The 25,189-nt window shown below is 67.6% G+C and carries 30 protein-coding genes; 13 read left to right on the top strand and 17 right to left on the bottom strand.

Going from position 1 to position 25,189, the window contains the following annotated elements; genetic code table 11:
- Window positions 1-67 precede the first annotated feature (67 nt).
- From gph to AC0Z6F_RS15955, 3 genes are all read right to left on the bottom strand, one after another.
- Window positions 68-724, bottom strand: coding sequence for a phosphoglycolate phosphatase (gene gph, locus AC0Z6F_RS15965; protein ID WP_041864468.1), 657 nt, complete (start codon window positions 722-724; stop codon window positions 68-70).
- Between the two features lie 64 nt (window positions 725-788).
- Window positions 789-1,580, bottom strand: a complete 792-nt coding sequence (locus AC0Z6F_RS15960; protein WP_004140753.1) for a class I SAM-dependent methyltransferase — start codon at window positions 1,578-1,580, stop codon at window positions 789-791.
- On the bottom strand, window positions 1,577-2,506 hold the full coding sequence (locus tag AC0Z6F_RS15955) for a LysR family transcriptional regulator (RefSeq protein ID WP_012509943.1): 930 nt from the start codon (window positions 2,504-2,506) through the stop codon (window positions 1,577-1,579). The genes AC0Z6F_RS15960 and AC0Z6F_RS15955 overlap by 4 nt, the downstream gene beginning before the upstream one ends.
- 108 nt (window positions 2,507-2,614) lie before the next feature.
- Here AC0Z6F_RS15955 and AC0Z6F_RS15950 point away from each other — a divergent pair, with 108 nt between their 5' ends.
- Both AC0Z6F_RS15950 and AC0Z6F_RS15945 read left to right on the top strand, forming a co-directional pair.
- A complete protein-coding gene (locus tag AC0Z6F_RS15950) occupies window positions 2,615-3,253 on the top strand; it encodes an NAD(P)-dependent oxidoreductase (protein ID WP_012509942.1) in 639 nt (212 codons plus the stop codon).
- Window positions 3,254-3,338: 85 nt separating this feature from the next.
- Entirely contained in the window at window positions 3,339-4,250 is a 912-nt protein-coding gene (locus AC0Z6F_RS15945; protein WP_012509941.1) for an MBL fold metallo-hydrolase, read from the top strand.
- 262 nt (window positions 4,251-4,512) lie between these two features.
- Here the strand turns inward: AC0Z6F_RS15945 and dinB are convergent, their stop codons facing one another.
- Window positions 4,513-5,583 carry a DNA polymerase IV gene (dinB, locus tag AC0Z6F_RS15940; RefSeq protein ID WP_012509940.1) on the bottom strand — a complete coding sequence of 357 codons (1,071 nt, stop codon included), beginning with the start codon at window positions 5,581-5,583 and terminating at the stop codon, window positions 4,513-4,515.
- Between the two features lie 190 nt (window positions 5,584-5,773).
- On the opposite strand from dinB, the gene fabA reads away from it, so the two are divergent.
- Both fabA and fabB read left to right on the top strand, forming a co-directional pair.
- Window positions 5,774-6,289: a 3-hydroxyacyl-[acyl-carrier-protein] dehydratase FabA gene (gene fabA / locus AC0Z6F_RS15935; RefSeq protein WP_004140661.1), complete on the top strand. Its 516-nt coding sequence runs from the start codon at window positions 5,774-5,776 to the stop codon at window positions 6,287-6,289.
- Window positions 6,289-7,497, top strand: a complete 1,209-nt coding sequence (fabB, locus tag AC0Z6F_RS15930) for a beta-ketoacyl-ACP synthase I (RefSeq protein ID WP_004140658.1) — start codon at window positions 6,289-6,291, stop codon at window positions 7,495-7,497. Before fabA ends, fabB begins: the two co-directional genes overlap by 1 nt.
- A 127-nt stretch (window positions 7,498-7,624) precedes the next feature.
- Here fabB and AC0Z6F_RS15925 read toward each other — a convergent pair whose 3' ends face one another.
- From AC0Z6F_RS15925 to AC0Z6F_RS15915, 3 genes are read right to left on the bottom strand one after another with little or no spacing between them, the layout of a single operon-like run.
- A complete protein-coding gene (locus AC0Z6F_RS15925; RefSeq protein WP_012509939.1) occupies window positions 7,625-8,308 on the bottom strand; it encodes an HAD family hydrolase in 684 nt (227 codons plus the stop codon).
- Window positions 8,305-9,006 (bottom strand): pseudouridine synthase, encoded by a 702-nt coding sequence (locus tag AC0Z6F_RS15920; protein ID WP_004140604.1) that lies wholly within the window; start codon window positions 9,004-9,006, stop codon window positions 8,305-8,307. Before AC0Z6F_RS15920 ends, AC0Z6F_RS15925 begins: the two co-directional genes overlap by 4 nt.
- Complete coding sequence (locus AC0Z6F_RS15915; protein ID WP_012509938.1) at window positions 9,003-10,073, bottom strand: class I SAM-dependent methyltransferase; 1,071 nt, start codon at window positions 10,071-10,073, stop codon at window positions 9,003-9,005. The genes AC0Z6F_RS15920 and AC0Z6F_RS15915 overlap by 4 nt, the downstream gene beginning before the upstream one ends.
- Before the next feature lie 158 nt (window positions 10,074-10,231).
- Between AC0Z6F_RS15915 and AC0Z6F_RS15910 the strand changes: the two genes are divergently transcribed.
- Window positions 10,232-10,495, top strand: a complete 264-nt coding sequence (locus AC0Z6F_RS15910; protein ID WP_005407925.1) for a hypothetical protein — start codon at window positions 10,232-10,234, stop codon at window positions 10,493-10,495.
- Window positions 10,496-10,580: 85 nt separating this feature from the next.
- Here the strand turns inward: AC0Z6F_RS15910 and AC0Z6F_RS15905 are convergent, their stop codons facing one another.
- Window positions 10,581-10,874: a DUF3247 family protein gene (locus AC0Z6F_RS15905; RefSeq protein WP_004140576.1), complete on the bottom strand. Its 294-nt coding sequence runs from the start codon at window positions 10,872-10,874 to the stop codon at window positions 10,581-10,583.
- Window positions 10,875-10,917: 43 nt separating this feature from the next.
- A complete protein-coding gene (locus tag AC0Z6F_RS15900; protein WP_004140574.1) occupies window positions 10,918-12,906 on the bottom strand; it encodes a hybrid sensor histidine kinase/response regulator in 1,989 nt (662 codons plus the stop codon).
- 244 nt (window positions 12,907-13,150) lie between these two features.
- Between AC0Z6F_RS15900 and AC0Z6F_RS15895 the strand changes: the two genes are divergently transcribed.
- Complete coding sequence (locus AC0Z6F_RS15895) at window positions 13,151-13,714, top strand: DUF3016 domain-containing protein (RefSeq protein WP_012509937.1); 564 nt, start codon at window positions 13,151-13,153, stop codon at window positions 13,712-13,714.
- A 102-nt stretch (window positions 13,715-13,816) separates the two neighbouring features.
- On the opposite strand, the gene alr is transcribed toward AC0Z6F_RS15895, so the two are convergent.
- The gene (alr, locus tag AC0Z6F_RS15890; RefSeq protein WP_004140567.1) at window positions 13,817-14,884 is read right to left on the bottom strand and encodes an alanine racemase; all 1,068 of its coding nucleotides are present in this window, start codon (window positions 14,882-14,884) and stop codon (window positions 13,817-13,819) included.
- On the bottom strand, window positions 14,863-16,167 hold the full coding sequence (locus AC0Z6F_RS15885; protein ID WP_004140565.1) for a D-amino acid dehydrogenase: 1,305 nt from the start codon (window positions 16,165-16,167) through the stop codon (window positions 14,863-14,865). The genes alr and AC0Z6F_RS15885 overlap by 22 nt, the downstream gene beginning before the upstream one ends.
- A 149-nt stretch (window positions 16,168-16,316) precedes the next feature.
- On the opposite strand from AC0Z6F_RS15885, the gene AC0Z6F_RS15880 reads away from it, so the two are divergent.
- Complete coding sequence (locus AC0Z6F_RS15880; RefSeq protein WP_004140558.1) at window positions 16,317-16,796, top strand: Lrp/AsnC ligand binding domain-containing protein; 480 nt, start codon at window positions 16,317-16,319, stop codon at window positions 16,794-16,796.
- 117 nt (window positions 16,797-16,913) lie between these two features.
- Here AC0Z6F_RS15880 and AC0Z6F_RS15875 read toward each other — a convergent pair whose 3' ends face one another.
- Window positions 16,914-17,066 (bottom strand): hypothetical protein, encoded by a 153-nt coding sequence (locus tag AC0Z6F_RS15875; RefSeq protein ID WP_005407918.1) that lies wholly within the window; start codon window positions 17,064-17,066, stop codon window positions 16,914-16,916.
- A gap of 187 nt (window positions 17,067-17,253) precedes the next feature.
- Window positions 17,254-17,622 carry a hypothetical protein gene (locus AC0Z6F_RS15870; RefSeq protein WP_012509936.1) on the bottom strand — a complete coding sequence of 123 codons (369 nt, stop codon included), beginning with the start codon at window positions 17,620-17,622 and terminating at the stop codon, window positions 17,254-17,256.
- A gap of 140 nt (window positions 17,623-17,762) precedes the next feature.
- On the opposite strand from AC0Z6F_RS15870, the gene msrB reads away from it, so the two are divergent.
- From msrB to AC0Z6F_RS15845, 5 genes are all read left to right on the top strand, one after another.
- Window positions 17,763-18,230, top strand: a complete 468-nt coding sequence (gene msrB, locus AC0Z6F_RS15865; RefSeq protein ID WP_012509935.1) for a peptide-methionine (R)-S-oxide reductase MsrB — start codon at window positions 17,763-17,765, stop codon at window positions 18,228-18,230.
- Window positions 18,231-18,321: 91 nt separating this feature from the next.
- Window positions 18,322-19,176, top strand: a complete 855-nt coding sequence (motA, locus tag AC0Z6F_RS15860; RefSeq protein WP_012509934.1) for a flagellar motor stator protein MotA — start codon at window positions 18,322-18,324, stop codon at window positions 19,174-19,176.
- 3 nt (window positions 19,177-19,179) lie between these two features.
- Window positions 19,180-20,136: a flagellar motor protein MotB gene (gene motB / locus AC0Z6F_RS15855; protein ID WP_012509933.1), complete on the top strand. Its 957-nt coding sequence runs from the start codon at window positions 19,180-19,182 to the stop codon at window positions 20,134-20,136.
- Between the two features lie 131 nt (window positions 20,137-20,267).
- Window positions 20,268-20,780, top strand: coding sequence for a hypothetical protein (locus AC0Z6F_RS15850; RefSeq protein ID WP_004140466.1), 513 nt, complete (start codon window positions 20,268-20,270; stop codon window positions 20,778-20,780).
- Window positions 20,781-20,793: 13 nt separating this feature from the next.
- Window positions 20,794-21,069 carry a DUF4031 domain-containing protein gene (locus AC0Z6F_RS15845; protein WP_012509932.1) on the top strand — a complete coding sequence of 92 codons (276 nt, stop codon included), beginning with the start codon at window positions 20,794-20,796 and terminating at the stop codon, window positions 21,067-21,069.
- Window positions 21,070-21,150: 81 nt separating this feature from the next.
- Here the strand turns inward: AC0Z6F_RS15845 and AC0Z6F_RS15840 are convergent, their stop codons facing one another.
- Window positions 21,151-21,693: a DUF6630 family protein gene (locus AC0Z6F_RS15840; protein WP_012509931.1), complete on the bottom strand. Its 543-nt coding sequence runs from the start codon at window positions 21,691-21,693 to the stop codon at window positions 21,151-21,153.
- A gap of 89 nt (window positions 21,694-21,782) precedes the next feature.
- Between AC0Z6F_RS15840 and AC0Z6F_RS15835 the strand changes: the two genes are divergently transcribed.
- A complete protein-coding gene (locus AC0Z6F_RS15835) occupies window positions 21,783-22,031 on the top strand; it encodes a DUF3297 family protein (protein WP_012509930.1) in 249 nt (82 codons plus the stop codon).
- Between the two features lie 67 nt (window positions 22,032-22,098).
- Here AC0Z6F_RS15835 and AC0Z6F_RS15830 read toward each other — a convergent pair whose 3' ends face one another.
- From AC0Z6F_RS15830 to AC0Z6F_RS15820, 3 genes are all read right to left on the bottom strand, one after another.
- A complete protein-coding gene (locus AC0Z6F_RS15830) occupies window positions 22,099-23,748 on the bottom strand; it encodes a Na+/H+ antiporter (RefSeq protein ID WP_012509929.1) in 1,650 nt (549 codons plus the stop codon).
- A 117-nt stretch (window positions 23,749-23,865) separates the two neighbouring features.
- Complete coding sequence (locus tag AC0Z6F_RS15825; protein ID WP_012509928.1) at window positions 23,866-24,654, bottom strand: dioxygenase family protein; 789 nt, start codon at window positions 24,652-24,654, stop codon at window positions 23,866-23,868.
- 31 nt (window positions 24,655-24,685) lie between these two features.
- On the bottom strand, window positions 24,686-25,096 hold the full coding sequence (locus tag AC0Z6F_RS15820; protein WP_004140328.1) for a DoxX family protein: 411 nt from the start codon (window positions 25,094-25,096) through the stop codon (window positions 24,686-24,688).
- Between the last annotated feature and the right edge of the window lie 93 nt (window positions 25,097-25,189).

The following is a 25,189-nucleotide window of genomic DNA, read 5'->3' as shown; positions in this document are numbered from 1 at the left end:
CCAGCGGCCGGCACTACCCATTGCGTCGGCCCGGGTTACCGCCCGGTGACCGGCGTTATCCGTTGCATCAGCCCTTCAACCCCGGCAACTCACGCAGGTCGTCGATCACCGCCACCGCATGCGCGGTGGCCAGATCCAGGCCGCGCGGATAGCCGTAACGCACCAGCGCGATCGGCATGCCTGCATCTTCGGCGGCGCGGTAGTCGGTCAACGAATCACCGACCATCAGGCACGCCTCTACAGGCAGCCCGAAGTGCGCGGCCATATGCCGCAGCGGTTCACCACTGGGCTTGCGCTGCGGCAGGGAGTCGCCACCCAGCACCAGCGCGAACGCATCACCGATACCCAGGTGCTGCAGCAGCGGTGGCACCAGCGCTTCGGGCTTGTTGGTGCAGATCGCCAGCGGCACGTTGCGCGCACGCAGTCGCGCCAGTGCTTCAGCCACGCCATCGAACAGACGCGGGCTGCGCAGCAGGCACTCACGGTAGTGCACCATGAATACCGGCATCACTTCGGCCAGGTCCACCTCGCGGCCGGCCGCATGCACGGCCTGTTCGACCAGGCGGCGCACACCGTCGCCGATCCAACCGAGCACCGTGGTTTCCGGCACGCGTGCCACACCGATGTCCTCCAGCGTGCGGTTCAGTGCTTCGGCGATATCAGCTGCGCTGTCGACCAGCGTGCCATCAAGGTCGAACACGACCAGCGGATAGGGATACGACAAGGGACGGCACCTGCATGACGTGGGGCCGTCCATTGTACGCCGCTGGTTTTTGCGCCGATCCGCCTCAGCCGATCCGGCGCGCGCGGGTCGCCAGGAAGGTGGGCAGATAGCGATCGATCAGGAAGCGCGGCTGCGGCTGCCAGTCTTCCATGAAGCGATCGATGATGAAGCCGGCATCCAGCTGGCCCCCGATCAGTTCGGTCAGGCTGTGGCCGAAGGTCAGTGCGTCGCCCCGTGCCAGCTTCGCCTCGCGCTCGGCCGGCGGCAGGTCTTCCAGGTCCGAATAGGGAATGGCGTACTGCGGCCGGATCAGGCCCTGTGCATCCAGCTGCGGATCGCGCGCGCCAACGAACAGCACCGGGTTGTAGAAGCTGGCCATCAGCATGCCGTCGCGCGCCAGCACGCGCCGGCATTCGGTCCACACGGGGCGCACGTCGGGCACGTACAGGTTCGAGATCGGGTGGAACACCACATCGAAACTGTCGTTGGCGAATACGTGCAGATCGCGCATGTCACCCTGCACGGTGCGCAGCTGCAGGCCATCGCGCGCGGCGACCGCGCGGTCCTGTTCCAGCTGCCCATCGGACAGGTCGAACACGGTGACGTCTGCCCCGGCCGCCGCCAGCACCGGCGCCTGCTGTCCACCGCCCGACGCCAGGCACAGGATGCGACGGCCGCGCACATCACCCATCCAGTCCAGTGGCAACGCGCGCGGGGTCAGATGTACCTGCCAGCGGCCCTCGCGCGCGGCGGCAATCGTTGAGCTTTCCACCGGGCGCGACCATTCGCGCACTTCGCTGGCCTGGCGGTCCCAGGCAGCACGGTTGTGGTCGATCAAGGCCTGTCCATGGTTCATGTGTTCTCCTTGCCCGGTGGGCGCCAATCCAGATCCTGGAAGGCCGGGCTGGCGAAGCACTCGGCCAGGAAGTCCAGGAATCGCCGCATGATAGCGGGCTGCTGGCGCCGTGACGCGTACACCGCATGAATGCCCAGTTCGTCCAGACTGAATTCGGGCAGCAGTTCGATCAGTTCGCCACTGCGCAGGAACGGCGCCACCTGGTAGGTCGGCAGCATGGCGATGCCGGCACCGGCGCGTACTGCCTCCAGCAGCAGTGACGCTTCGTTGGCGCTGATGTTGCCGCCCACCGCCACCGACAGCGAACGGCCTTCACGGTGCAGCTGCCACAGGCTCTTGCCGACGTAGTGATGGGTCAGGCAGTTGTGCGCGGCCAGATGCTCGGGCGCGGTCGGTGTGCCACGCGCCTGCAGGTAGGACGGCGTCGCGCACAGCACCGAACGGCAGGTGGCCAGCCGCCGCGCGATCAGGCTCGGGTCGATCTGGCGGGCGATGCGCACCGCCAGATCCACGCGCTCTTCCACCAGGTTCACCGTGCGGTCGACCAGCAGCAGTTCGATGCGCGCTGCCGGGTGGCGTGCGACGAAGCCGGCCACCGCCCGCGCCAGGTGGCTTTGCCCGAACGAGACACTGGCGGTTACCCGCAGCGTGCCATGCGGCTCGGGGTCATCGCTGGCCAGTTCGCCCCGCAGTTCCTCGCCGATCGCCAGCATCTGCCGGAAGCGCGCCAGCGCTGCCTCGCCCGGCCCGGTCAGGCTGACCCGGCGCGTGGTCCGGTGCAGCAGGCGCGCCCCCAGCCAGCCCTCGACCTCGGCCAGGTAGCGGCTGACCATCGCCCGCGACATGTCCAGCACCTCGGCGGCGGCGGTGAGGCTGCCGCGCTCGGCGACCTCGACGAACACGGTCATGGCGGTCAATCGGTCCATATGCTCGATCCATGCAACAAACAAGCGCGTTATACGCTGTTTTTCGAGCGACTGCAGCGGCCTAGAGTGGCCCCATTCCCACCCCACACCGCCCCACGGAGTCCTGCCATGAAGATCGCCCTCGTTGGTTCCACCGGCAACATCGGCCGCCAGATCGCCCGCCACGCGCTGGCCCGCGGCCACGAACTCACCGTCATCGTGCGCAGCGCACAGGACCTTCCGGCTGAACTGGCCGGTGCCCATCCGGTGATCGCCTCGCTGGATGACCCGGACGCGCTGGTCGCCGCCATCGCCGGCCACGACGTGCTGGCCAGTGCCTACGGCCCGCGCCCGGGCGATGACATCGGCCGCGTCGGCGAGGTCGCCGCGCAGCTGGCTGCTGCCGCACGCAAGGCCGGCGTGCCGCGCCTGGTCGTGGTCGGTGGCGCCGGCAGCCTGGAAGTCGCGCCCGGCGTGCAGCTGGTCGATACCCCCACCTTCCCGGAGGCCTACAAGCCGTACGCACTGGCCCACCGTGAGGCGTTCAACCGCCTGCAGGCGGTGGATGACCTGGACTGGACCTTCTTCTCGCCGGCCGCCGAAATCGGCCCGGGCGAAGAGCGCGGCCAGTACCGCGTGCAGCCCAAGGCGTTCCTGGCCGACGCCAGCGGCCACAGCCGCATCAGCTACGCCGACTACGGCGCGGCGTTCGTCGCCGAGCTGGAAGCGCACCGCTACCCGAAGCAGATCATCACCGCGGCGTACTGATGCCAGGCCGCCGGGCATGGCCCGGCGCTACCCACCTGTAGAGCCGCGCCCACGCTCGGCTCGCCATCCGCCACAAGGAATTCCCATGCGTACCGCTGCCCTGCTGCTTCCCCTCGCCCTGGCCGCCACCTTCACCAGTGCGCCGCTGCTGGCCGCACCGGCCACCGCGGCGCCGGCCACGGTGACGAAATCCCAGCTGCACCTGCAGACCTTCCATCCCGGCCCGCAGGCGATGTTCTCGGTGTCCTCGGTGCTGGTCGAAGGCCGCCACGATGCGATCCTGGTCAACGCACAGTTCGGCGCCAGCGATGCGCGCAAGCTGGTGGATCTGATCCGCGCCAGCGGCAAGCAGCTGACCACGATCTACATCAGCCACGGCGATCCGGATTACTACTTCGGCCTGGCCACGCTGCAGGACGCGTTCCCGCAGGCGCGCATCGTCGCCACTGCGCAGACCGTCGCTCACATCCAGCAGACCCAGGCCGGCAAACTGGCCTACTGGGGACCGAAGATGGGCGCCGACGTGCCGGCGCGCATCGTGGTGCCGCAGGTGCTGGACGGCGATGCCCTGCAACTGGAAGGCCAGCGCCTGCCGCTGATCGGCCTCGATGGCCCGTCCCCGGACCGCACGGTGCTATGGGTGCCGACGCTGCGCGCGATCGTCGGTGGCATTCCGGTGGTGGCGGGCGAACACGTGTGGATGGCCGACACGCAGACCCCGAAGTCGCACGCCGACTGGCTGCAGACCCTGCAGCGGCTGCAGGCACTGAAGCCGAAGGTGGTGGTGCCGGGGCATTACGCGCCGGGTGCGGCACTGGATGCCAGTGCGCTGCGCTTCACCGCAGACTACATCCGTGCGTTCGATGTTGAGGCGGCAAAGGCGAAGGACAGTGCGGCGCTGGTGAAGGCGATGCAGTCGCGCTATCCGAAGCTGGCAGGCGTGGCGTCGCTGGAGCTGAGTGCGAAGGTGGCCAAGGGCGAGATGCAGTGGCCATGAGGTAGGGGGGGTCTTTTGCAGGGCTGCGCCCTGCACCTGCTCAATGCAACGGCAACAGCCGAAGCAACAGCTGGCTATCCGTGGGATGGCGAGGTGGGTCCGGCTGCGGGGGACGCCGTGAATCCGTCCATGGAGGCTCGGTCGCGCCATCCATGGCGCTCACGCCCCCGCAACCGGACCCACCTCGCCTTCGACAGTTTCCTGCTGCTGATGGAACCTGCTGCTGTTGGTGGGTGCCGACCGTTGGTCGGCACGGCAATGATCAGTGCTCGAACAGTTCGCCCTGCACCACAGGTTCCTTGTCGCGGAAACCACTGAGGCCGACGCCAACGAGGCGGTAGCGGGTGTCGGCGGGCAGATCCACCCGCGCGCGCAGGGCCAGCGCGATGTCGCGCAGTTCTTCCATCGATTCCGGCGGGCGCTCCGGGGTGAAGCTGCGGGTGAGGATGCGGAACTGTGCGGTCTTCAGTTTCAGCACCACGGTGTGGCCGACGCGTTCGGTCTTGCGGGTGGCGTTCCAGGTTTTCTCCGCCAGCTGCACGATGGCCTCACCCAGATCTTCCAGCGGCAGGTCCTCGGCGAAGGTGTCTTCGGAGGAGATCGACTGCACCTGCTGGTCCGGCTCCACCGGCCGTTCATCGACACCGCGTGCGCGGTTGTACAGACTGCGGCCGAAGCTGCCGAACGCCTCTTCCAGATCGATCAGTGCCCACTGCCGCAGGTCGCCGCAGGTGACGATGCCGCGCGCGGCCAGCTTGCCTTCCATCACCTTGCCGACGCCGGGCACCCGGTTCACCGGCAACGGCAGCAGGAAGGCGTCCACCCGCTGCGGCGGAATCACGAATTGGCCATCGGGCTTGCGCCAGTCAGAGGCGATCTTGGCCAGGAATTTGTTCGGCGCAATGCCGGCTGAAGCAGTCAGCTGGGTTTCCTCGCGGATCTGCGCGCGGATGGTGCGCGCGATGTCGGTGGCCAGTTCCATGCCGCTCTTGGGCTCGGTCACGTCCAGGTAGGCCTCATCCAGCGACAGCGGCTCGACCAGGTCGGTGTGGCGCAGGAAGATCTCGCGCACCTGCTGTGACACCGCCTTGTAACGTGCGAAGTCCGGCGGTACGAAGATCGCATCCGGGCACAGGCGCTCGGCACGCACCGCCGGCATCGCCGAGCGCACGCCGAACACGCGCGCCTCGTAGGACGCCGCGCACACCACCGAACGCGCGCCACGCCATGCCACAACCACCGGCTTGCCGCGCAGTGACGGATCGTCGCGCTGCTCCACCGACGCGTAGAAGGCGTCCATGTCGACGTGGATGATCTTGCGCAGTCGGGTCATGTCAGGCGGAAAGGGCGGGGGCAGGCTGAACCGACCACACGCACAGGTATGGTCGTTGCACATCAACAGGATGCGCGTATTCCCTTGAAAACACTACGGTTGCGTACGGTTGAAATGTTTGATCGGCGCAGTTTCCACGGGCATTCTCGGGCGCTTGTTTCCCTGTTCTTCGCTTCCAGGATTGTGCTTCATGACCCGTCTCCACGCGTTCAACCGCGAACAGCTGCTGGCCAGCGCACGCGGTGAACTGTTCGGCGCCGCTGCCGGCCGTTTGCCCAACGATCCGATGCTGATGTTCGACCGCATCACCGAAATCCGCGAGGACGGCGGACCGCATGGAAAGGGCATGGTACGCGCCGAACTGGATATCCGCCCCGACCTCTGGTTCTTCGGCTGCCACTTCATCGGCGACCCGGTGATGCCTGGTTGCCTGGGCCTGGATGCCATGTGGCAGCTGACCGGCTTCTTCCTGACCTGGCTGGGTGCCCCCGGCAAGGGCCGTGCTCTGGGCTGCGGCGAGGTGAAGTTCACCGGCCAGGTGCTGCCGGATGCGAAGCTGGTGCGTTACGAGATCGACATCAGCCGGGTCATCAACCGCAAGCTGGTGATGGCTCAGTCGGACGCCCGCATGTACGTGGATGACCGCGAAATCTACAGCGCGCGCGATCTGCGCGTCGGCCTGTTCACTGAAACCGGGAGCTTCTGATGCGTCGCGTCGTCATCACCGGCATGGGCATCACGTCCTGCCTCGGCAATGATCTGGATACCGTTTCGAATGCGCTGCGCGAAGGGCGCTCCGGCATCACGGCATTGTCCGACCACGCCGACGCGGGCCTGCGCAGCCAGGTCGGCGGCCGTGTCGACCTCGACCTGGACGCGCTGATCGACCGCAAGCAGAAGCGCTTCATGAGCGATGCGGCGGCCTTCGCCTACCTGTCCATGCGCGATGCCATCGCCGATGCCGGGCTCAGCCCCGAGCAGGTCAGCAACCTGCGTACCGGCCTGATCGCCGGTTCCGGTGGCGGCTCCAGCGAATGGCAGATCGGCGCGGTCGACCTGCTGCGCGAACGCGGTGTGCGCAAGGTCGGCCCGTACATGGTGCCGCGCACGATGTGCTCGACGGTCTCGGCCTGCCTGGCCACCGCCTACCAGATCAAGGGCGTCAGCTACTCGCTGTCGGCCGCCTGCGCGACATCGGCGCACTGCATCGGCGCCGCCGCGGACATGATCCGCCACGGTGCGCAGGACATCATGTTCGCCGGTGGTGGCGAAGACCTGCACTGGTCGATGAGCGTGATGTTCGATGCGATGGGCGCGCTGTCGACCAGCTTCAACGAAACCCCGGCCAGCGCCTCGCGGCCGTACGACAAGGACCGCGACGGCTTCGTCATCGCCGGTGGCGGCGGCATGCTGGTGCTGGAAGACTACGACCACGCCGTTGCGCGCGGCGCGCACATCCATGCCGAGCTGATCGGCTATGGCGTGACCTCCGACGGCGCCGACATGGTGGCGCCGTCCGGTGAAGGCGCGGTGCGCTGCATGAAGATGGCGCTGCAGGGCGTGGATCGTCCGCTGGACTACCTCAACACCCACGGCACCTCCACGCCGCTGGGCGACGTCACCGAGCTCAACGCGATCCGCGAAGTGTTCGGCGATGCGGTGCCGCCGCTGTCCTCGACCAAGGCGCTGTCCGGCCATTCGCTGGGTGCGGCCAGCGTGCACGAGGCGATCTACTGCCTGCTGATGATGCGCGACGGCTTCGTCGCCGGTTCGGCCAACATCGGCGAGCTGGACCCGAAGGTGGAAAGCTTCCCGATCCTGCGCGAGAGCCGCGAGCAGACGCTGGATACGGTGATGTCCAACAGCTTCGGCTTCGGTGGCACCAACGCGGCGCTGGTGTTCGGCCGGGTGTGATGGGAAGGCGTGCCGACCAACGGTCGGCACCCACCAGAGCGGTAGCGCCGGGCCATGCCCAGCGAGAGCGGTGAAGCGTGCCGACCAACGGTCGGCACCCACCAGGGCGGTGGTCGGTACCTACCGGTTATTTCGGCAGCAACGGCACCAGCAGCGCGTGCGCGTCCAGCAGCGAGCCGACGATGCGGTGTCCGAATGCGCGCAGCTCTTCGTCCGGATGCACCAGGTCCGGCACCTGGATCACGGTCATGCCGGCAGCCAGCGCTGCGCGCGTGCCGGCCGGTGAGTCTTCCAGCGCCAGGCAGCGCTCGGGCACCTGGCCCAGCCGCTGCGCGGCCAGCAGGTAGATGTCCGGCGCCGGCTTCGGCCGTGCCACGTCGCCGCTGGTGATCACCGCATCGAAATACGGCAGCAGGCCGGCGGCGGACAGCTTGCGGTTGGCCCGCGGCTGCCGCGTGGTGGTTGCCACCGCACGCGGTATCGCGTGCGCCTTCAGCAGTTCCAGCAGCTCCAGGATGCCCGGCCGCAGCGGCAGGCCGGTCTGCGTGCGTTCCTCGTAGAGATCGTGGCAGCGTGCGGCCACGGCTTCGATCACGCTGTCCTCGACACCCTGCACACGCAGCAACGCGTGCGTATCGCGGTCGCCGAGTCCGACCATGCGCAGGAACACCGTTTCGTCCAGGCCCAGGCCGAACTCATCGGCGGCCTGGCTCCAGCAGGCAAGCGAGACCCGCTCGCTGTCGATCATCAGGCCGTCCATGTCGAAGATGATGGCGTCGGGCAGGAACGGCAGCGCAGCGATGGTGGTCATGGAGCGAAAAGCGTATCCAGGTCGGTAGGAGTGAGCTGCCGCCATTGCCCTTCGTCCAATCCCTGCAGGTCCAGCCCGCCGACTCGGCTGCGGTGCAGGGCCTGCACATGGTTGCCGGTGGCGGCGAACATGCGGCGTACCTGATGGTAGCGGCCTTCATGCAGCACCAGGCGTGCGCGGCGCGCATCCAGCACTTCAAGTTCAGCCGGCAGCAAGGGCGTCTTCTCGGACTCCAGCATCAGCGTGCCACTGGCGAACAGCGCCACTTCATCGCCGCGCAGGTCGTCGCTCAGTTCCACCTCGTAGACCTTGGGCAGCTTCGACTTCGGCGAGATGATCCGGTGCAGCAGGCCGCCATCGTCGGTCAGCAGCAACAGGCCACTGGTGTCGCGGTCCAGCCGGCCGACGGTGGACAACACCGGGTCGCGGTCGCGGTAGCGCGGCGGCAGCAGGTCGTAGATCAGGCGACCTTTGTCCTTGGTCGAGCAGGTGTAGCCGGCCGGCTTGTGCAGCGCGATCGACAGGCCCACCGGCGGGTCCAGCGGCTCGCCATCGACGCGCACCGCTTCATGCGGTACCTGGTCGTCGGCGTACAGCACCTCGCCATCGGCGTCGGTGACGCGGCCTTCGCGGAACATCCACTGCACCTGCTTGCGGCTGCCATAGCCCAGGTTGGCGATGAGCTTGACCAGCTTCACTTGCCCTTCCCCCTGCCCTTCACTGCCTCGACCAGCTTGAAGCCATCGCGCTCGGCAACCACGCGCACCGCACCGAAACTCTCATTGAGCGTGTATTCGTACGGCAGGTGGCGGTTGGCCACCACGTACAGGCGCCCGCCCGGGCGCAGCGCCTGCGCGGCCACGGCGATGAAGCGCTGGCCGATGTCCGGACGGTCGGCACGCGAGGGCGTGTGGAACGGCGGGTTGCTGATGATGACGTCGTAATCCGGCTCGATGCCGGCGGTGACGTCGCGCCACAGGAAGCGCAGCGGCAGCGGGCGCGGCGGCGGCGACAGGTTCAGCTCGGCCAGCGCCAGCGCACGCTGCTCGGCCTCGTACAGGTCCAGCGCGGTGATCTCCGGGCAGCGTTCCAGCAGCTCGCGCGACAGGTAGCCGTAGCCGGCACCGAGGTCGGCGGCGCGACCGGCCAAGTCGGCCGGCAGGTGCTCGGCCAGCAGCGCCGAGGCCGGATCGATCCGGTCCCAGGCGAACACGCCCGGCCGGCTGAGGAAGCGGCCACCGACAATCGGGCGGACCGCGTCCAGGGCGGACCAGCGCTTGGCCAGGTCGGCATCGTGCTGGCCCTGCATCGGCGCGGTCCAGTACGCCCGGCAGTGGTTCTTGGTCAGGCTGCCGCCGAGGCCGGTCAGCTGCTTGAGGTCGCCCTCGCCGGAACGCGCGCCTTCGTTGTTGGACTGGCAGGCGACGATGCGGCCGCCTTCGGCAACCAGCGCCAGGGCGCGGGCGAACAGCGCACGGGCTTCCTCGCGCTGGCGCGGCGGCAGCACCAGCACCAGCGGATAGCGGCCCTTGCCGGCTTCATCATCCAGCTGACCGCTGACGGTCCAGCCGGCGGCTTGCTGCAGCGGCTGCGCGAACGGGGCGAAGCTCTGCTCGCAGTGCACTTCACGGCCACCGGCCACTTCGCGCAGCGGCCAGCCATCGCGGGCACGCAGGAAGGCCACCGGGCCCTCCGGCCAGCGCAGGGCGCCTTGGGAGAACGGCAGGAGCAGGGTCTGCAGGGGGGCGTCGTCGCTGGAGGCCATCGGCGCGGTTACTTCAAAGCGTGAGGGCCGTCCATTGTACCGGCTTGGCCGGGCCGGCCCCGGCGGCCACTTTGCGAAACCCGAACGGGGCCTTGATCTGCCAGAAACATTGGAACGTTCAGGGTAGAGGCTCCCCCCGGAAACCCAGGAGAACCTGCATGCGAGCCTTGTTCGTCGGTGGCGTGGTCGACAACAGCGAAATGGACCTGGAAGGCAGCCATCCGCCCGTGCATTACCCCGAAGACACCGGCGGCGGCCACTCACGCTACCGCCTGCACCAGGTCGGCCACGGCGCCGATGGCAGCGTGGCCTACGCGGTCTACGGCGCGCCGGACCTGGCCGACGACGAGGTGGCGAGGGTGGCGGAAGAACGCGCCTATGCGCGCAGGTTCGAAGCGACGCCGACGTTGTTCGAGCATTGACATCCCTGCAGCCCCCGAGCCCATGCTCGGGCGGCGGCGCAGCCGCACGGGCGGCAGCCGAGCGTGGGCTCGGCTCTACATCGGCTCAAGGTGCCTTTGGCGGCAACCTGCGGATGCTGGCGATCTCATCCAGCCACACATGATGCTGCTGCACCGGCGTGTCGTAGTCGTCCAGGCGCAGCTGGCCGTTGCTGCCTTCGTCGCCGGCATCGTTGCGGTACTGCTGCACGGTCGGCTTCACTGCAATGGTGCCGAGCAGCCGGCGACCGTCCTGCAGGGTCAGTTCCACCTGCGTTTCGCCTTCCAGCTGCGGCAGCAGGGCTTCCAGGCGCGCGATCTGCGCCGGATCGGTATGGATACGGGGAGCTATACGGGACATCGGCGACCTCCTGCATGCAGGGTCGCCGATCAGCCGTGAATGCTCAGTGCAGCGCGCTGTCGGCGCGCGGCACCTGCACCTTGCGTACCGCTGACACCAGCTGCGCCACCGAATAGGGCTTGGCCACATGCTCCTGGAAGCCTGACGCCAACGCACGACGGCGATCGTCAGCGCGCGCCAGTGCTGTCACCGCCACCGCTGGCAGGGTCAGCGCGTCCACGCCCATGTCCTCGCGCAACGTACGCACCAGGCCGTAGCCGTCCATGCCGGGCATGCCGATGTCGGTCAGCATCACGTGGTACTGCAGATGGCCGGTGTCGGCCAGCAGCGCCAATGCCTCGCCTGCCGAACTTGCCGCGGACACGCTCGCGCCCTGTTCTTCCAGCATGCGCCGCAGGTACTCCAGCACTTCCGGCTGATCTTCCACCGCCAGCACGTGCATGCCGCGCAGCGGATACGGTTCAACGATCACCGGCTCCAGGATCGGCCCGCTGATTACTTCGCGCAGCGGCCGCCGCTCGGCATCCGGAAGGTGCTGCGGCAGGCGCACGGTGAAGGTGGCGCCGTGGCCATGGCCTTCGCTGGCGGCGGTGACCGTGCCGCCGTGCAGCTCGACCAGCTGCTGCACGATCGCCAGACCCAGGCCCAGGCCGCCATGGCGGCGGGTGGTGGTGCCATCGGCCTGGCGGAAGCGGCTGAACAGGTGGTTGAGGAACTCAGGCGCGATGCCGTCGCCGGTATCGCGCACGGTGATCACCCAGTGATTGCCATCGGCCTGCAGGGCCACGTCGATGCGGCCCTCGGCCGGGGTGAACTTGATCGCGTTGGAGAGCAGGTTCCAGAACACCTGCTGCAGGCGGGTGGCATCGCCCAGCACCAGGCTGGGCCGGTCGGGCAGCTGCAGGTGCACATCCAGCGCCTTGCCTTCGGCCACCAGCTCCTGCGCACCGATCGCTTCGCCCAGCACGCCGCACAGGTCCAGCACTTCCACTTCCAGCTGCACCTTGCCCAGCAGCATGCTGCTGAGATCGAGCATGTCCGAGATCAGCCGCTTCTGCGCGCCAGCGCTGTTGGCGATCACGCCCAGGCCCTTGTACAGCGGGCTGGTGTTGTCCACGCGCTGCAGCAACAGTTCGCTCCAGCCCAGGATGGTGGTCAGCGGCGTGCGCAGCTCATGCGACAACGTGGCCAGGAATTCGTCCTTCAGCCGCGCCATGTTCTCGGCCGCACTGCGCGCGGCACGCTCGGACTGCAGCAGCTCCTCGCGGGCCAGTTCGATTTCGCGGCGCTCGGTCACGTCCGGGCTGCTGCCGGCAAGGCCGATGAAGCGGCCCATCCGCGAAAAACGTGGACGTGCATTCATCTCCAGCCAGCGCCATTGGCCATCGGCACGCCGCGCACGCACCAGCGCGTGCATCGAGCGCTGCGCCTTCAAGGCCTCCTGCAGCTCGTACTCGAACACCGAGGCATCGTCCGGATGCACCAGCCCACGCCACACGTCCTCGGGAACGCGTGTCTCGTCGCCACCGAAGAACTCACTGAAGGCGCTGTTGACGAAGCGCGCATGGCCGCGCTCGTCGAGCACCCAGACCGGCATCGGCAAGCCATCGGCCAGCGCACTGAAGCGCGCTTCGCTTTCGCCCAGCTCAACTTCCATCTGCTTGCGCGCGGTGATGTCGAAGAACAGGATGCCGACCTTGTCCTCACCCGGGCGCCCCACGCGCACCGCGTCGACCGCGAACGAGCGGCCCAGCGCCCGCGCTTCCATCTCGAACTGCGCCGGCCGGCCGCTGCGGGCCACTTCACCGTAGATGCGGAACCAGTCTTCTTCGTGATGCGGTTCCAGCGCGCTCATGCGCTGGCCGCGTGCGTCCTTCAGGCCGGTATGCCGCTCGAAGGCATCGTTGACCTCGATGAAACGGTAGTCCACCGCGCGGTCACCATCGAACAGCACCTGGATCACGCAGAAACCTGCGTTGATGCGCTCAAGCACGCCATGATGCAGGTCGGGTTCGGGCGCCGGCACCATCATCGGTGGGCGCTCCACTAGGGGCGGCAGTGTGGACAAGGGCGTTTGGACAGGCCGGGTTGGAGGCACAGCATCTTCCAAAGGGCGTATTCACAGCGTCAAGCGCCGTCAGTCATGCTTGACGACAATGAATTGGCGGCAACCACTCTTGCGCATGACGCAATCGGCCATTGCCGTTGCCTGGAAGCAGGATCACACTCGATCTGTGATCAACATCGTCCCCATCGGCGGGACGCAGGAGACCGTCATGAAACGCTCACTCGCGATTGCCCTGCTGGCAGGCGCCCTGGTGGCGGGTGGCGCAAATGCGGCCCCGCGCACCGTGACCGATGCGCAGGCACCACGCACCCTGCAGGCCGATGGCCCGGTCAACGTGAAATGGGATGATCCGGCCAAGTTCACCGAGATCCGCCAGAGCAGCAACCGCTTCGAAGCCGAGCGCGGCGACTGGGTGCAGCAGCTGGCGCGCTACCTGCAGACCACGGCAGCCAAGCCGCTGCAGCCCGGTCAGACCCTCGATGTGACCCTGGTCGACGTCAAGCGCGCCGGTGATTACGAGCCGTGGCACGGCCCGCGTGGGCGCGACATCCGGATCATGCGTGACATCTACCCGCCGCGGATCAGCCTGCAGTACACGCTGAAGGATGCCAGCGGCCGCATCATCAGCGAAGGCGATGCGCGCCTGAGCGACACCGGCTATCTGCACAACGTGGGGCTGAAGAGCGACAGTGATCCGCTGCGCTACGAGAAGCGCCTGATCGATGACTGGGTGAAGCGGCAGCTGACCAGCCAGGCCACCGCGGCGCGGTAGGCCCCACGGCGACCCGTACCAGGCGACCGCTGCCTGTTAGGCCCATCGGTAGGTGTCGACCTTGGTCGACACGCATTCACAGCGCCGAGCATGGGCTCGGCTCTACATGTACACCCTGGCCACGCGCTTGACGCCACACGGCAGCTGGTACGCACTCACGCCACAGCGCGGCGCCAGCTCGGACAGCGTCGGCGCATTGCCCCACAGCTCCACCACGCTGCCAACGCCCGCCTGCGGATGCGCAGTCAGGTCCACGGTCAGCATGTCCATCGATACGCGGCCGATCAGCGCGCCGGGCTGGCCATCGATCAGCACCGGGGTGCCGTTCGGCGCGAACTGCGGATAGCCATCGGCATACCCCAGCGCGACCACGCCGACGCGGGTGCGTGCCTTGGAAACGAAGCGGGCGCCATAGCCCACCGGCTCCCCCGACTCGATCCAGCGCTCGGCAATCACCTTGGACTGCATGGTCATCACCGGGCGCAGGCGCGCGGTGAGATCGGTGTTGTCCGGCAACGGATTGGCGCCGTAGAGCATCAGGCCCGGGCGCACCCAGTCGCTGCGCACATCCGGCCAGCCCAGCAGCGCCGGCGAATTGCACACGCTGGTCTCGCCTTCAAGGCCGTCGATGGCACGGGCGAACGTCGCCGCCTGCTCGTGGGTGCGTTCGCTGTCCAGCTCATCGGCACGTGCCAGATGGGTCATCAGCACGACGCGTTCGACCTGCGGCAACGCCGACAGGCGCGCATGCGCGGCGCGGAAGCTGTCCACGTCCAGGCCGAGGCGATGCATGCCGCTGTCCAGCTTCAGCCACACCGTCAACGGACGCGGGCTGTCGAAGGCGGCCAGCGCCTCCAGCTGCCACGGTGAACCGACGGCGAACCAGAAATCGTGCTCGGCCACCAGCGCCATGTCACTGGCTTCGAAGATGCCTTCCAGCAGCAGGATCGGCGCACCGATGCCAGCCTGGCGCAGTTCCAGCGCCTCTTCGATGGTGGCCACGCCGAAACCATCGGCCTCGCCTTCCAGCGCCTGCGCACAGCGCACGGCGCCATGGCCGTAGGCATCGGCCTTGATGATCGCCAGGGCCTTGCCACCGCCCAGTTCGCGGGCGAGGCGGTAGTTGCTGCGCAGGGCGCCCAGATCAATCAGCGCGCGGGCAGGACGCATGTGCGGTTCTCATGTTGCGGGGCGTGACCGTACTGACCATAGCGGAAAACATCCAGGCCTTCGGTGCTGATCTGCGGCTGGCGCGCGCTCATCAGGTCGGCCAGGTAGCGGCCCGAGCCGCACGCCATGGTCCAGCCCAGCGTGCCGTGGCCGGTGTTGAGGTACAGGTTGCGGAACGGCGTGGCGCCGATCACCGGCGTGCCATCCGGCGTGGCCGGGCGCAGGCCGGTCCAGAACTGCGCGCGCGACAGGTCACCGCCCTTCGGGTACAGGTCGCTGACCACCAGTTCCAGGGTCTCGCGGCGGCGCTGCGACAGCGACAGGTCGAAGCCGGCCACTTCGGCCATGCCACCGACGCGGATGCGGTCGTCGAAACGGGTGACCGCCACCTTGTAGCTCTCATCGAGGATGGTCGAGGTCGGTGCCATCGCCGGATCGGTGATCGGCAGGGTCAGCGAGTAACCCTTCAGCGGGTACACCGGCAGGCGCATGCCCAGCGGTGCGACCAGCGCCGGCGAGTAACTGCCGAGCGCGACCACGAAGCGGTCAGCGGTTTCCAGGGTGCCGTTGACGTGCACGCCGGTGATGCGCTCGCCATCGGAGACCAGGCCGGTGATGTCCTGGTCGAAGCGGAACTCGACGCCGGCGTCCACGCACATCTGCGCCAGGCGGCGGGTGAACAGCTGGCAGTCACCGGTCTGGTCACGCGGCAGGCGCAGCGCGCCGACCAGGCCGTCGACGTGGGCCAGGGCCGGTTCGGCCTGGATGATGCCGGCGCGGTCCAGTACCTCGTACGGCACGCCGTACTGGGCCAGGATCTCGATGTCCTGCGCCGAGGCGTCCAGCTGCTGCTGGGTGCGGAACAACTGGGTGGTGCCCAGGTCGCGGCCTTCGAATTCGATGCCGATCTGCGCGCGCAGCTCATTGAGGCAGTCGCGGCTGTACTCGGACATGCGCACCATGCGCGCCTTGTTGATCGCGTAGCGCTCGTGGGTGCAGTTGCGCAGCATCTGCCACAGCCAGCGGTACTGGGCCAGGTCCATGCCCGGCTTGATCGCCAGCGGCGCGTGCTTTTCGAACAGCCAGCCGATCGCCTTCTTCGGCACTCCCGGGGCGGCCCACGGCGAGGTGTAGCCGAACGACAGCTGGCCGGCATTGGCGAAGCTGGTTTCCAGCGCCGGGCCGGGCTGACGGTCGATGACCGTGACTTCAAACCCGGCCTGTCGCAGGTACCAGGCACTGGTGGTGCCGATCACGCCGCTGCCGAGGACTAGGACTCGCATGGGACTTCTCCAACCCGATCATTCCCTGCACTGGAGCGTGCCGGGACCATAATTGGGGAAGTATAGACAGCCAATACCAGTTGATTTGCCTGATTTGCGATCAACCGGCAGGATGTTCTCCTGCAATTCATTCCCCAAGGTTGACGGCCATGGCCACACGTACCCGTGAACTGGACAAGATAGACCGCAAGATCCTGCGCATCCTGCAGGCCGAGGGCCGTATCTCCTTCACCGAACTGGGGGAACGGGTCGGGCTGTCGACCACCCCGTGCACCGAACGGGTGCGTCGGCTCGAACGCGAAGCAGTGATCACCGGTTATCACGCTCACCTGGACCCGGCGGCGGTGAAAGCCAGCCTGCTGGTGTTCGTAGAGATCAGCCTGGCCTACAAGTCCGGCGACATCTTCGAGGAGTTCCGGCGCGCGGCCCTGAAGCTGCCCAACGTGCTGGAGTGCCATCTGGTATCGGGCGACTTCGATTACCTGCTGAAGGCGCGGATCAGCGAGATGGCGTCCTACCGCAAGCTGCTCGGCAGCACGCTGCTGACACTGCCGCACGTACGTGAGTCGAAGAGCTACATCGTGATGGAAGAGGTGAAGGAGACGCTGAGCCTGCCGATTCCGGATTGAGCCGCGGCTGCGGCTGCGGTTGGGGTCAGAGCCCGCGGTGCGGGATCCGACCCCGGTCAGGATTCGGCAAGGGGTCGGATCCCGCGCAGCGGGCTCTGACCCCGGTCATGGCAACAGTCAACGCTGCTGCGGGTGCTTCTGCGAGCGCTGCTCCTGCTGCTTTCCGCCCTTGTGCGGCTGCTGCGGGTCCATCTGCTGCTGTTGCTGTTGTTGCTGCGGGTTACGGCCCTGCGGTTCCTTGCCGGGATGACGGTTCTGCTGGTTTTTCATGATCGCGATCCAGTGGACGAAGGACACGCGGCGGCGGAGTGCCGACGCAGGGCCACGGTGGTCCCGGAACGGTTAATCGCAGGCGAAAAAGCAGTGATCGGCAGGATGTTGTTTTCGTGCGTTCAGGCCAGGTAGCGGCCAACCCGGGTTGGCACCGTACTGCCCGGCCGCCGGGCATGGCCCGGCGCTACCGGATCTGCTGACCGTCACCACTGGGCACGCTGTCGTAATAGCGGCCGGTGCGCGAATCGAACACGCGGTTGGGGCCAGCCGGGCGCACCCCCGGGATGATGCGGCCGTTGCGGTCGTAGACCTTGCTGGACGGCTTCGGCGCCGGAACCGGCGCAATCTGGGCCGGACCGGTGGACTTGATCGGCTGTGCCGGCTGCGGCGAAGGCAGTACCTGTGGCTGCGGCCGCGCTGGCTGCACGGGCGGCACCACCGGCTGGGGGGCTACGGTGGTGGTGCTGCGGGTGGCGGTCGGATTACCGGTCGGCACCTGGGCCAGCGCCAGCGTGGGCAGCAGGGCCAGCAGCAGGGAAAGGGTCGGTTTCATGACACGCTCCGGCATGGATCGCATTCACCTTGCGCCTGCGCCTGTGTGCCGCCCATGAACGGCCATCACACTTGCAAGGTCGCGCCGGCAGCCCCACGTTTGTCGGCATCCCCAGGCCATCGACCCCACGGAGCGCCGCCATGACCGCCTTCGACCTGACGCCCCCGACCACCACCCAGACCGAAGCGCTGGTTGCCGGTCTCAGCAGTGAGGAGCGCCGCGTGCTGCTGCAGCACGGCACCGAAGCGCCCTTCTGCGGTGTGTTCCTCGACAACAAGCGCGAGGGCGTCTACTGCTGCCGGCTGTGTGCGCTGCCGCTGTTCCGCTCCAGCACCAAGTTCGATTCCGGCACCGGCTGGCCCAGCTTCTTCGCGCCGTTCGACCCGGCGCACGTGCGCGAGATCCGCGATACCAGCCACGGCATGGTCCGCACCGAGATCACCTGCGCGCGCTGCGGCAGCCATCTGGGCCATGTGTTCCCGGACGGCCCGCCGCCGACCTACGAGCGCCACTGCCTGAACTCCGTCTCACTTTCGTTCACCGGCAACGGCGAGCCCTGGCCCGACCCATTGCAGCGTGGCGGCGCGGAAAGCGGCGTGGCGGGCTGAAACACCCCGCTGACCGATTTCACAGAATTCCCTCTTCAGAAATCCGGGCGACGGGCCGACAAGGAGATATCCCCCCTCCCTGCGTCGCCCCATGCTCATCATCGTTGGATTCCTGGTCGTCATCATCAGCGTGCTCGGGGGCTACCTCGGGGCCCACGGACGCCTGGGTGCCCTCTGGCAGCCCTACGAACTGGTCATCATCGGCGGTGCCGCACTGGGCGCGTTCCTGGTCGGCACCCCGGCCAAGACGGTCAAGCAGACCCTGCAGGCCATGGTCGGCGTGTTCAAGGGCCCGCGCTACAAGCAGCAGGACTACATCGACGTCCTCAGCCTGGTGTACGAACTGCTCAACAAGGCCCGCCGCGAGGGCTTCATGGCGCTGGAAGACCATGTCGAGCGCCCGGCTGAAAGCGCGCTGTTCGGCAACTACCCGAAGGTGCAGGCCGACCATCACCTGATCGACTTCATCACCGATTGCCTGCGCCTGATGATCGGCAGCAACATCGAGCCGCACGAGCTGGAGCCGCTGCTGGAACTGGAGCTGGAAAAGCACCACGCCGAGGCGATGGCGCCGTCGCAGGTGCTGACCAAGGTCGCCGACGGACTTCCCGGTTTCGGCATCGTCGCGGCGGTGCTGGGCATCGTCATCACCATGGGCTCGATCGGCGGCGACATCGTCGAGGTCGGCGGCCACGTGGCCGGCGCACTGGTCGGCACCTTCCTCGGCATCCTGCTGGGCTATGGCTTCGTCGGCCCGATGGCCTCGGCGATGGAAGCCCGCGCCGAGCAGGACAGCCGCATCTACGAGTCGGTGAAAACCGCGCTGCTGGCCTGCCTGCGTGGCTACAACCCGAAGATCGCGCTGGAATTCGCCCGCAAGACGCTGCCGTCGAACGTGCGCCCGGCCTTCTCCGATTTCGAGCAGCACCTGAAGACGGTCAAGTAAGCCATGGCCGAAACCAAGCCCACCGTCATCGTCCGCCGGGTCAGGAAGGCCGGCCACGCCGCCCACCATGGCGGTTCGTGGAAGGTCGCCTACGCCGACTTCGTGACCGCGATGATGGCCTTCTTCCTGGTGCTGTGGCTGATGGCCAGCACCAGCAAGCCGGAACGGGCAGCTATTTCCGAATACTTCCGCAACCCCAGCCCCTTGGTCGGTTCCAGTGCCACCCCCGCACCGGGCATGGCCGGCCCGGGTGGCGCCAGCACCTCGATGATCAAGCTGGGTGGTGCCACCGACATCTCGCGGGGCAGCAGCAACGATCCCTTCCAGAACCAGAAGGAAGCCGTGCCGCAGCCGGTGGACCAGCAGCAGCGCGACAAGCAGCAGCTGGAAGCGCTGATGAAGGAACTGCAGGAAGCGATCAGCCGGAGCCAGGCACTGGAACCGTTCAAGGACCAGCTGCTGCTGGACCTGACCCCGGAAGGCCTTCGCATCCAGATCGTGGACAAGCAGAACCGGCCGATGTTCGACCTCGGCAGCGCCACGCTGAAGCCGTACACCCAGCAGATCCTGCACGAGCTGGCCGAATACCTGAACCACGTGCCGAACCGGATCAGCCTGACCGGCCACACCGACATCACCGCCTATTCGGCCGCGCGCGGCTACGGCAACTGGGAACTGAGTGCCGACCGCGCCAACGCCGCACGACGTGCGCTGATCGATGGCGGCCTGGAAGACAGCAAGATCACCCGCGTGGTCGGCCTGTCCTCGTCGGTGCTGTTCGACAAGGCCGACCCGCAGAACCCGATCAACCGCCGCATCAGCATCGTGGTGATGACCCAGGCCGCCGAACAGGCCGCACTGGCCGGTGCCGGCCCGCAGGTGGGGCTGTCGGCCACCACCGCCGACCCGGATGTGCAGGCGGCGCAGGGTGAGGCCGCAACCTCGGCCGTGACCCCCTGAAGCCCGCCGCCGGGCATGGCCCGGCGCTACCGGATGACGATGAACCCGGGTAGCGCCGGGCCATGCCCGGCGAGCGCGCCCTGCAGCACCCGCTACAATGGCGGTCTTTCCTTTTCAGGTGATTCCACCCCATGTCCCAGAACTCCAAGGCCAAGCGCGACAAGCGCAAGAAGCAGCAGGCCAAGCGTCCGTTCCTCCGTCTGAACGCGCGCGAGCAGGTGCAGAACCATGCCGTGCTGCTCAGCGAAGACGGCCAGGCCGTGGCCGCCATCGGCCTGCAGGGCCGTGAGTGGCTGCTGGCCATCGGTGGCCAGACCATGGGCAACGCCGACAACCCGGTGCCGATGCTGGCCATGCTCAAGCACCTGTCGAACATGCAGGAAGCCGAAGGCCGCACGGTCACCCTGGAGTACTCCGAGCTGATGCAGAAGCTGCTGGACACCCTGGCCGCTGAAGCCGGCCAGACCGCCGAGGAGTACCTGGACAAGCTGGTAGCCGAGTTCGCCAGCGAGCAGGCCGAAGACGCAGCCGCTGAAGGCGAAGCAGCTGCCGATGACGCTGCTGCAGAGACCACCGGCGCCGAAGGCGCTGCCGACGCCGAGGCCACCCCGGCCGCCGACGCCGACGGCAAGCCGCAGGCCTGATCCGGCCACGGCGGTGTCGGTCTACGTCGATGACGCGGTGCATCCCTGGCGCGGTCAGCGCTGGGCGCACCTGATGGCCGACACCTTGACCGAGCTGCACGCCATGGCGGCGCAGCTCGGCATTGCACCGCGGGCCTTCCAGAACAAGGCCAGCGGCGCGCATTACGATGTCACTGCAGACCTGCGTGCGCAGGCAATCGCGCTGGGTGCCCGGGCGATTTCCCGGCATACCGACCGCGCGCTGGTAAAAGCCGTGATCGCCACCGCCAGGGCGCAGTACCGGCCGTAGATGGGTAGCGCCGGGCCATGCCCGGCGAGCGCGCAGTGCGGTGAGAAGCCGCCGGGCATGACCCGGCGCTACCGATCACTCTCAGAACGGGTCGCTGCCCAGGCGGATTTCCACGTTCAGCAGCGAGCACAGCGCCAGCATCGCGTCGTCATCGCGGGTCAGTGCCATCACGCCGGTGAAGCCATCGCTGCCGGCATCCACGCTCCACAGCGTGTAGTTGTGTTCGCGCAGGCGATCAAAAGCGGTGGACATCAGCTGCACACCATCCAGCTCCTCGGCGAAGTCCTCGTCATCCAGGTCGCCGCCCCAGTCCAGCTGTACGTTGAAGCGCGCCGACAGCTCATTGACCGCCGACTGCAGCGAATCCAGGTCGTCGCGCTCCACCTCGAAGCCCGACTGCCAGGCGATGGCCGTGAACAGGGCCGGCAGCCAGTCGCTGTCAGCCTCCAGCGGCTGCCCCTGCTCGGCCAGCTGCTCGCGCCAGCGGTTGAACTGCTGCAGGGCCTGCTCGTCATCACCCGGATTGATCAGCACCAGCAGGTTCCAGACACGCGCCTCGAAATCGGCCTCGTCGAAATCCTGGACGTCTTCTTCGAAGTCGAAATAATCGCTGTTGTCGGGCATGGCGGGCACTCCTTGGGGCAGGCGGGCATTCTACGGTTTATCCTGTAGCGCTGAAGCCGGCCTTGGTGGCCGTCACCCTGAATGAAGCGATGAGCGATACCCCTCCCGACCACCTGGCGATCAACCCGGCCAGCCCCTTCCATGATGCGCAGGCGCTGGAGCGCGGCGTCGGCGTGCGTTTCAACGACGTCGAGCGCGACAACGTCGAAGAATATTCGGTCAGCGAAGGCTGGATCCGCGTGCAGGCCGGCAAGGCCCGCGACCGCCGTGGCAACCCGATGACGATCAAGGTCAAGGGCAAGGTCGAGGCATATTTCCTGGAAACGAAGCCGGAATAAGGCGTGCGGACTACGGTCCGCACCCACCTGGGACCGCCGGGCATGGCCCGGCGCTACCGGGGCCGGGTCATTCGCGCTTGCGCGATTCCAGCAGGTCCAGGTTGCGGATCAGGCGCCGCGAGATCTCGTCGGAGATCACCCCGCGCCGGGTCAGCCGGAACAGTTCCTCGCGCTCGGCATTGAGGCCGGCGCTGCGCAGCTGGCGATAGCCCAGTTCCATGCGCTGCACCTTCTCCGGGTCCACGTCGGGCCCGTCGCTGTCCTTCTCCAGGTGCCGCTGGTACAGCAGGCTCACCCGCGAGGCGGCGTCGTTGTACAACTGCACGTTCTCGGTGTTCTGGTTCATCACCATCTGCTGGCGCATGCGCTCCACCCCCGCCAGCGCGGCCTTCGATGACAGCCTGCGTGCCAGGTCTTCTTCCTTGCGTTCACCCGAATCGGCCGGCAGCTGCAGGCCCTTCAGCAACTGCGGCAGCGCCACGCTGGCGCCGACCAGCGAGAACAGGATCACCGCCGCGGCCAGGAAGATCACCAGGTCGCGCGCCGGGAACGGACTGCCATCAGGCAGGAACAACGGCAGCGTCAGCACGCCGGCCAGGGTGATCGCACCGCGCACACCGGCCACCGAGGTGGCCACCACGATGCGCCAGTTCGGCGCCTCGCCACGCTCCAGCCCGCGACGCCGCGCGCGCAGCAGGTTCCAGCGCAGCGACAGCCATACCCACAGCAGGCGCAGCGTGATCAACGTGGCATTGATCACCAGCACGTAGACCAGCAACCACCACGCGCTCTGGTGGCCGCTCTCGTTCATGGTGGTGGTGGCACGTTCGACAATGCCCGGCAGCTGCTCGCCCAGCAGCACGAACATGATGCCGTTGAAGCTGAACTGCAGCATGTTCCAGACCCCGGCACGCTGCACGCGCATGCTGCCGGAGACGCGGCCGGTCATTTCCACGTAGCTCATCGAGATGCCGGCCGCGACCGCAGCCAGGATGCCCGAGGCATTGATCTCTTCGGCCAGCAGGTAGGCCGCGAACGGAATCAGCAGGTTGACCAGCATCGCCGCACCCGGCTCCTCGCCGAAGCGGCGCCACAGCCAGCGCTGGAAGGTGGAAACACCGAGGGTGACCGCCACGCCCACCGCCAGGCCGGCCACCGCCACCCACAGGAAGGTCAGCGAGGCCGTGGCCAGCGAGAAGGTACCGGTCATCACCGCCGCCACCGCGAAGCGGAAGCAGACCAGGCCGGACGCATCGTTGAGCAGCGACTCACCTTCCAGGATGTGCATCAGGCGCTTGGGAATCGGCGCCTTGGAGGCGATCGCCCCGACCGCCACCGGGTCGGTCGGCGACACGATCGCCGCCAGCGCGAAGCACACTGCCAGCGGCATCACCGGAATCATCCAGTGGATCAGCAGGCCGGCACCGATCACGGTGAACACCACCAGGCCGAACGCCAGTTCGAGGATCGCGCCTTTATCGCGGAACAGGCCCTGCTTGGGGATGCGCCAGCCGTCGAGGAACAGCAGCGGCGGCAGGAACAGCAGGAAGAACACTTCCGGCTCCAACGCGTGCCCGCGGTTGAACACCCCGGCGATCACCGCACCCAGGCCGATCTGCACCAGCGGCAGCGGCAATGAGAACGGCAGGACGCGAACCAGGTAGCCGCTGGCGACAACGGCCACCAGCATCGCCAGGACGACTTCGATGGTATGCATGCTTCTTCCAGGAAGCGGCGCGCGGGGAGGCACGGGGGCCAGCGCCGGAAACCCGGAAAAAATTACCACACGCGGCCACGACCGCGGCGACCACGGCCGCCGCGCGTCAGCCCCGGCTCATGCCCCGTCGAAGCGGTACAGATCCATGGCGAGGAAGCCGGCATCGATACCAGCGTCGATGCGGCGTGCACCGAAGCCGCCCTCGCCGGCCGCGCCCATCGCGAAGAACAGCGGCAGCAGGTGCTCGTCGGTCGGGTGCGCGCGTTCGGCGAATGGCGCCTGCCGGCGGTAATCCAACAGGGCCTGGCGGTCATTGGCGGCCAGGCGCTGCTCCACCCACTCAATGAAGGGCCGCACGTACGGCGCTTCCTTGCCGTCCTGGTAGTCCCCCCAGTCGTGCAGGTTGTGGGTGATGCTGCCCGAGCCGACCAGCAGCACGCCCTGCTCGCGCAGCGGTGCCAGCGCGCGGCCCAGCGCGAACTGGTGCTCGGGGCCAAGCAGCGGCTGGATCGACACCGGCACCACCGGGATGTCGGCCTGCGGGCGCAGCAACCGCAGCGGCACCCACGCGCCGTGGTCGAGGCCACGTTGCGGATCGAGCGCCACCGGCAGGCCAGCGGCGGCGATACGGCCGGCCACCTCTTCGGCCAGCGCCGGATCACCCGGCGCCGGGTACTGCAGTTCGAACAGCGCGCGCGGGAAGCCGCCGAAGTCATGGATGGTCGGCGGCTGCGGGTGCGCGCCGACCAGCGGCTGCCGGCCCAGCCAGTGCGCCGAGGCCATCACGATGGCACGTGGCGCCGGCAGGTCGCGCGCCAGCTCGGCCAGGCGCACGCCGACCTGGCCCGGATGCAGGGCAGTCATCGGCGAACCGTGGGAGATGTACAGCGAAGGCAGGCGGGACATGGAATTCTCCAGTTGCAGGATCAGGCGGCGATCAGCGCGAACGCAGGGTCCACTTGCCGTCGCCGACCAGGAACAGCACCACCAGCGCCAGCGCCCAGAACGCCGGGTATTCCCAGCCGCCGCCAGCGTTGGCGAAACTGAAGCCATTGGCGCCATGCACGGTGACGATGGTGCCCAGCAGCAGCGGCACGCCGATCAGGCCCACCCAGCGTGCGTAGATGCCCAGCAGCAATGCGGCGGTGATCACCAGCTCGACGCCGATGGTGAGGTAACCGAGCACGCCGGGCAGGCCCAGCGATTCGAAGAACGCGGCGGTACCGGCCGGGGTGAACACCAGCAACTTGGTCAGCGCATGGACCAGGAACAGCACGCCCAGGGCCAGGCGCAGCAGGGTGGCGCCATACGGGGCCAGCGGCGAAACAGGAGCAGTCGTGGTGTGCATGGGGGAAACACCTTGAAGGGAGTGGACACAGGTTATTGCGCCTTCACGAATCGATAAATACGATCTTTCGACCGTATTTATTTCAAAAGGCGC

The sequence above is a fragment of the Stenotrophomonas sp. 1L-E-5-B-C3 genome (assembly GCF_057292075.1).
This window is presented reverse-complemented; position numbering and strand designations above follow the sequence as displayed.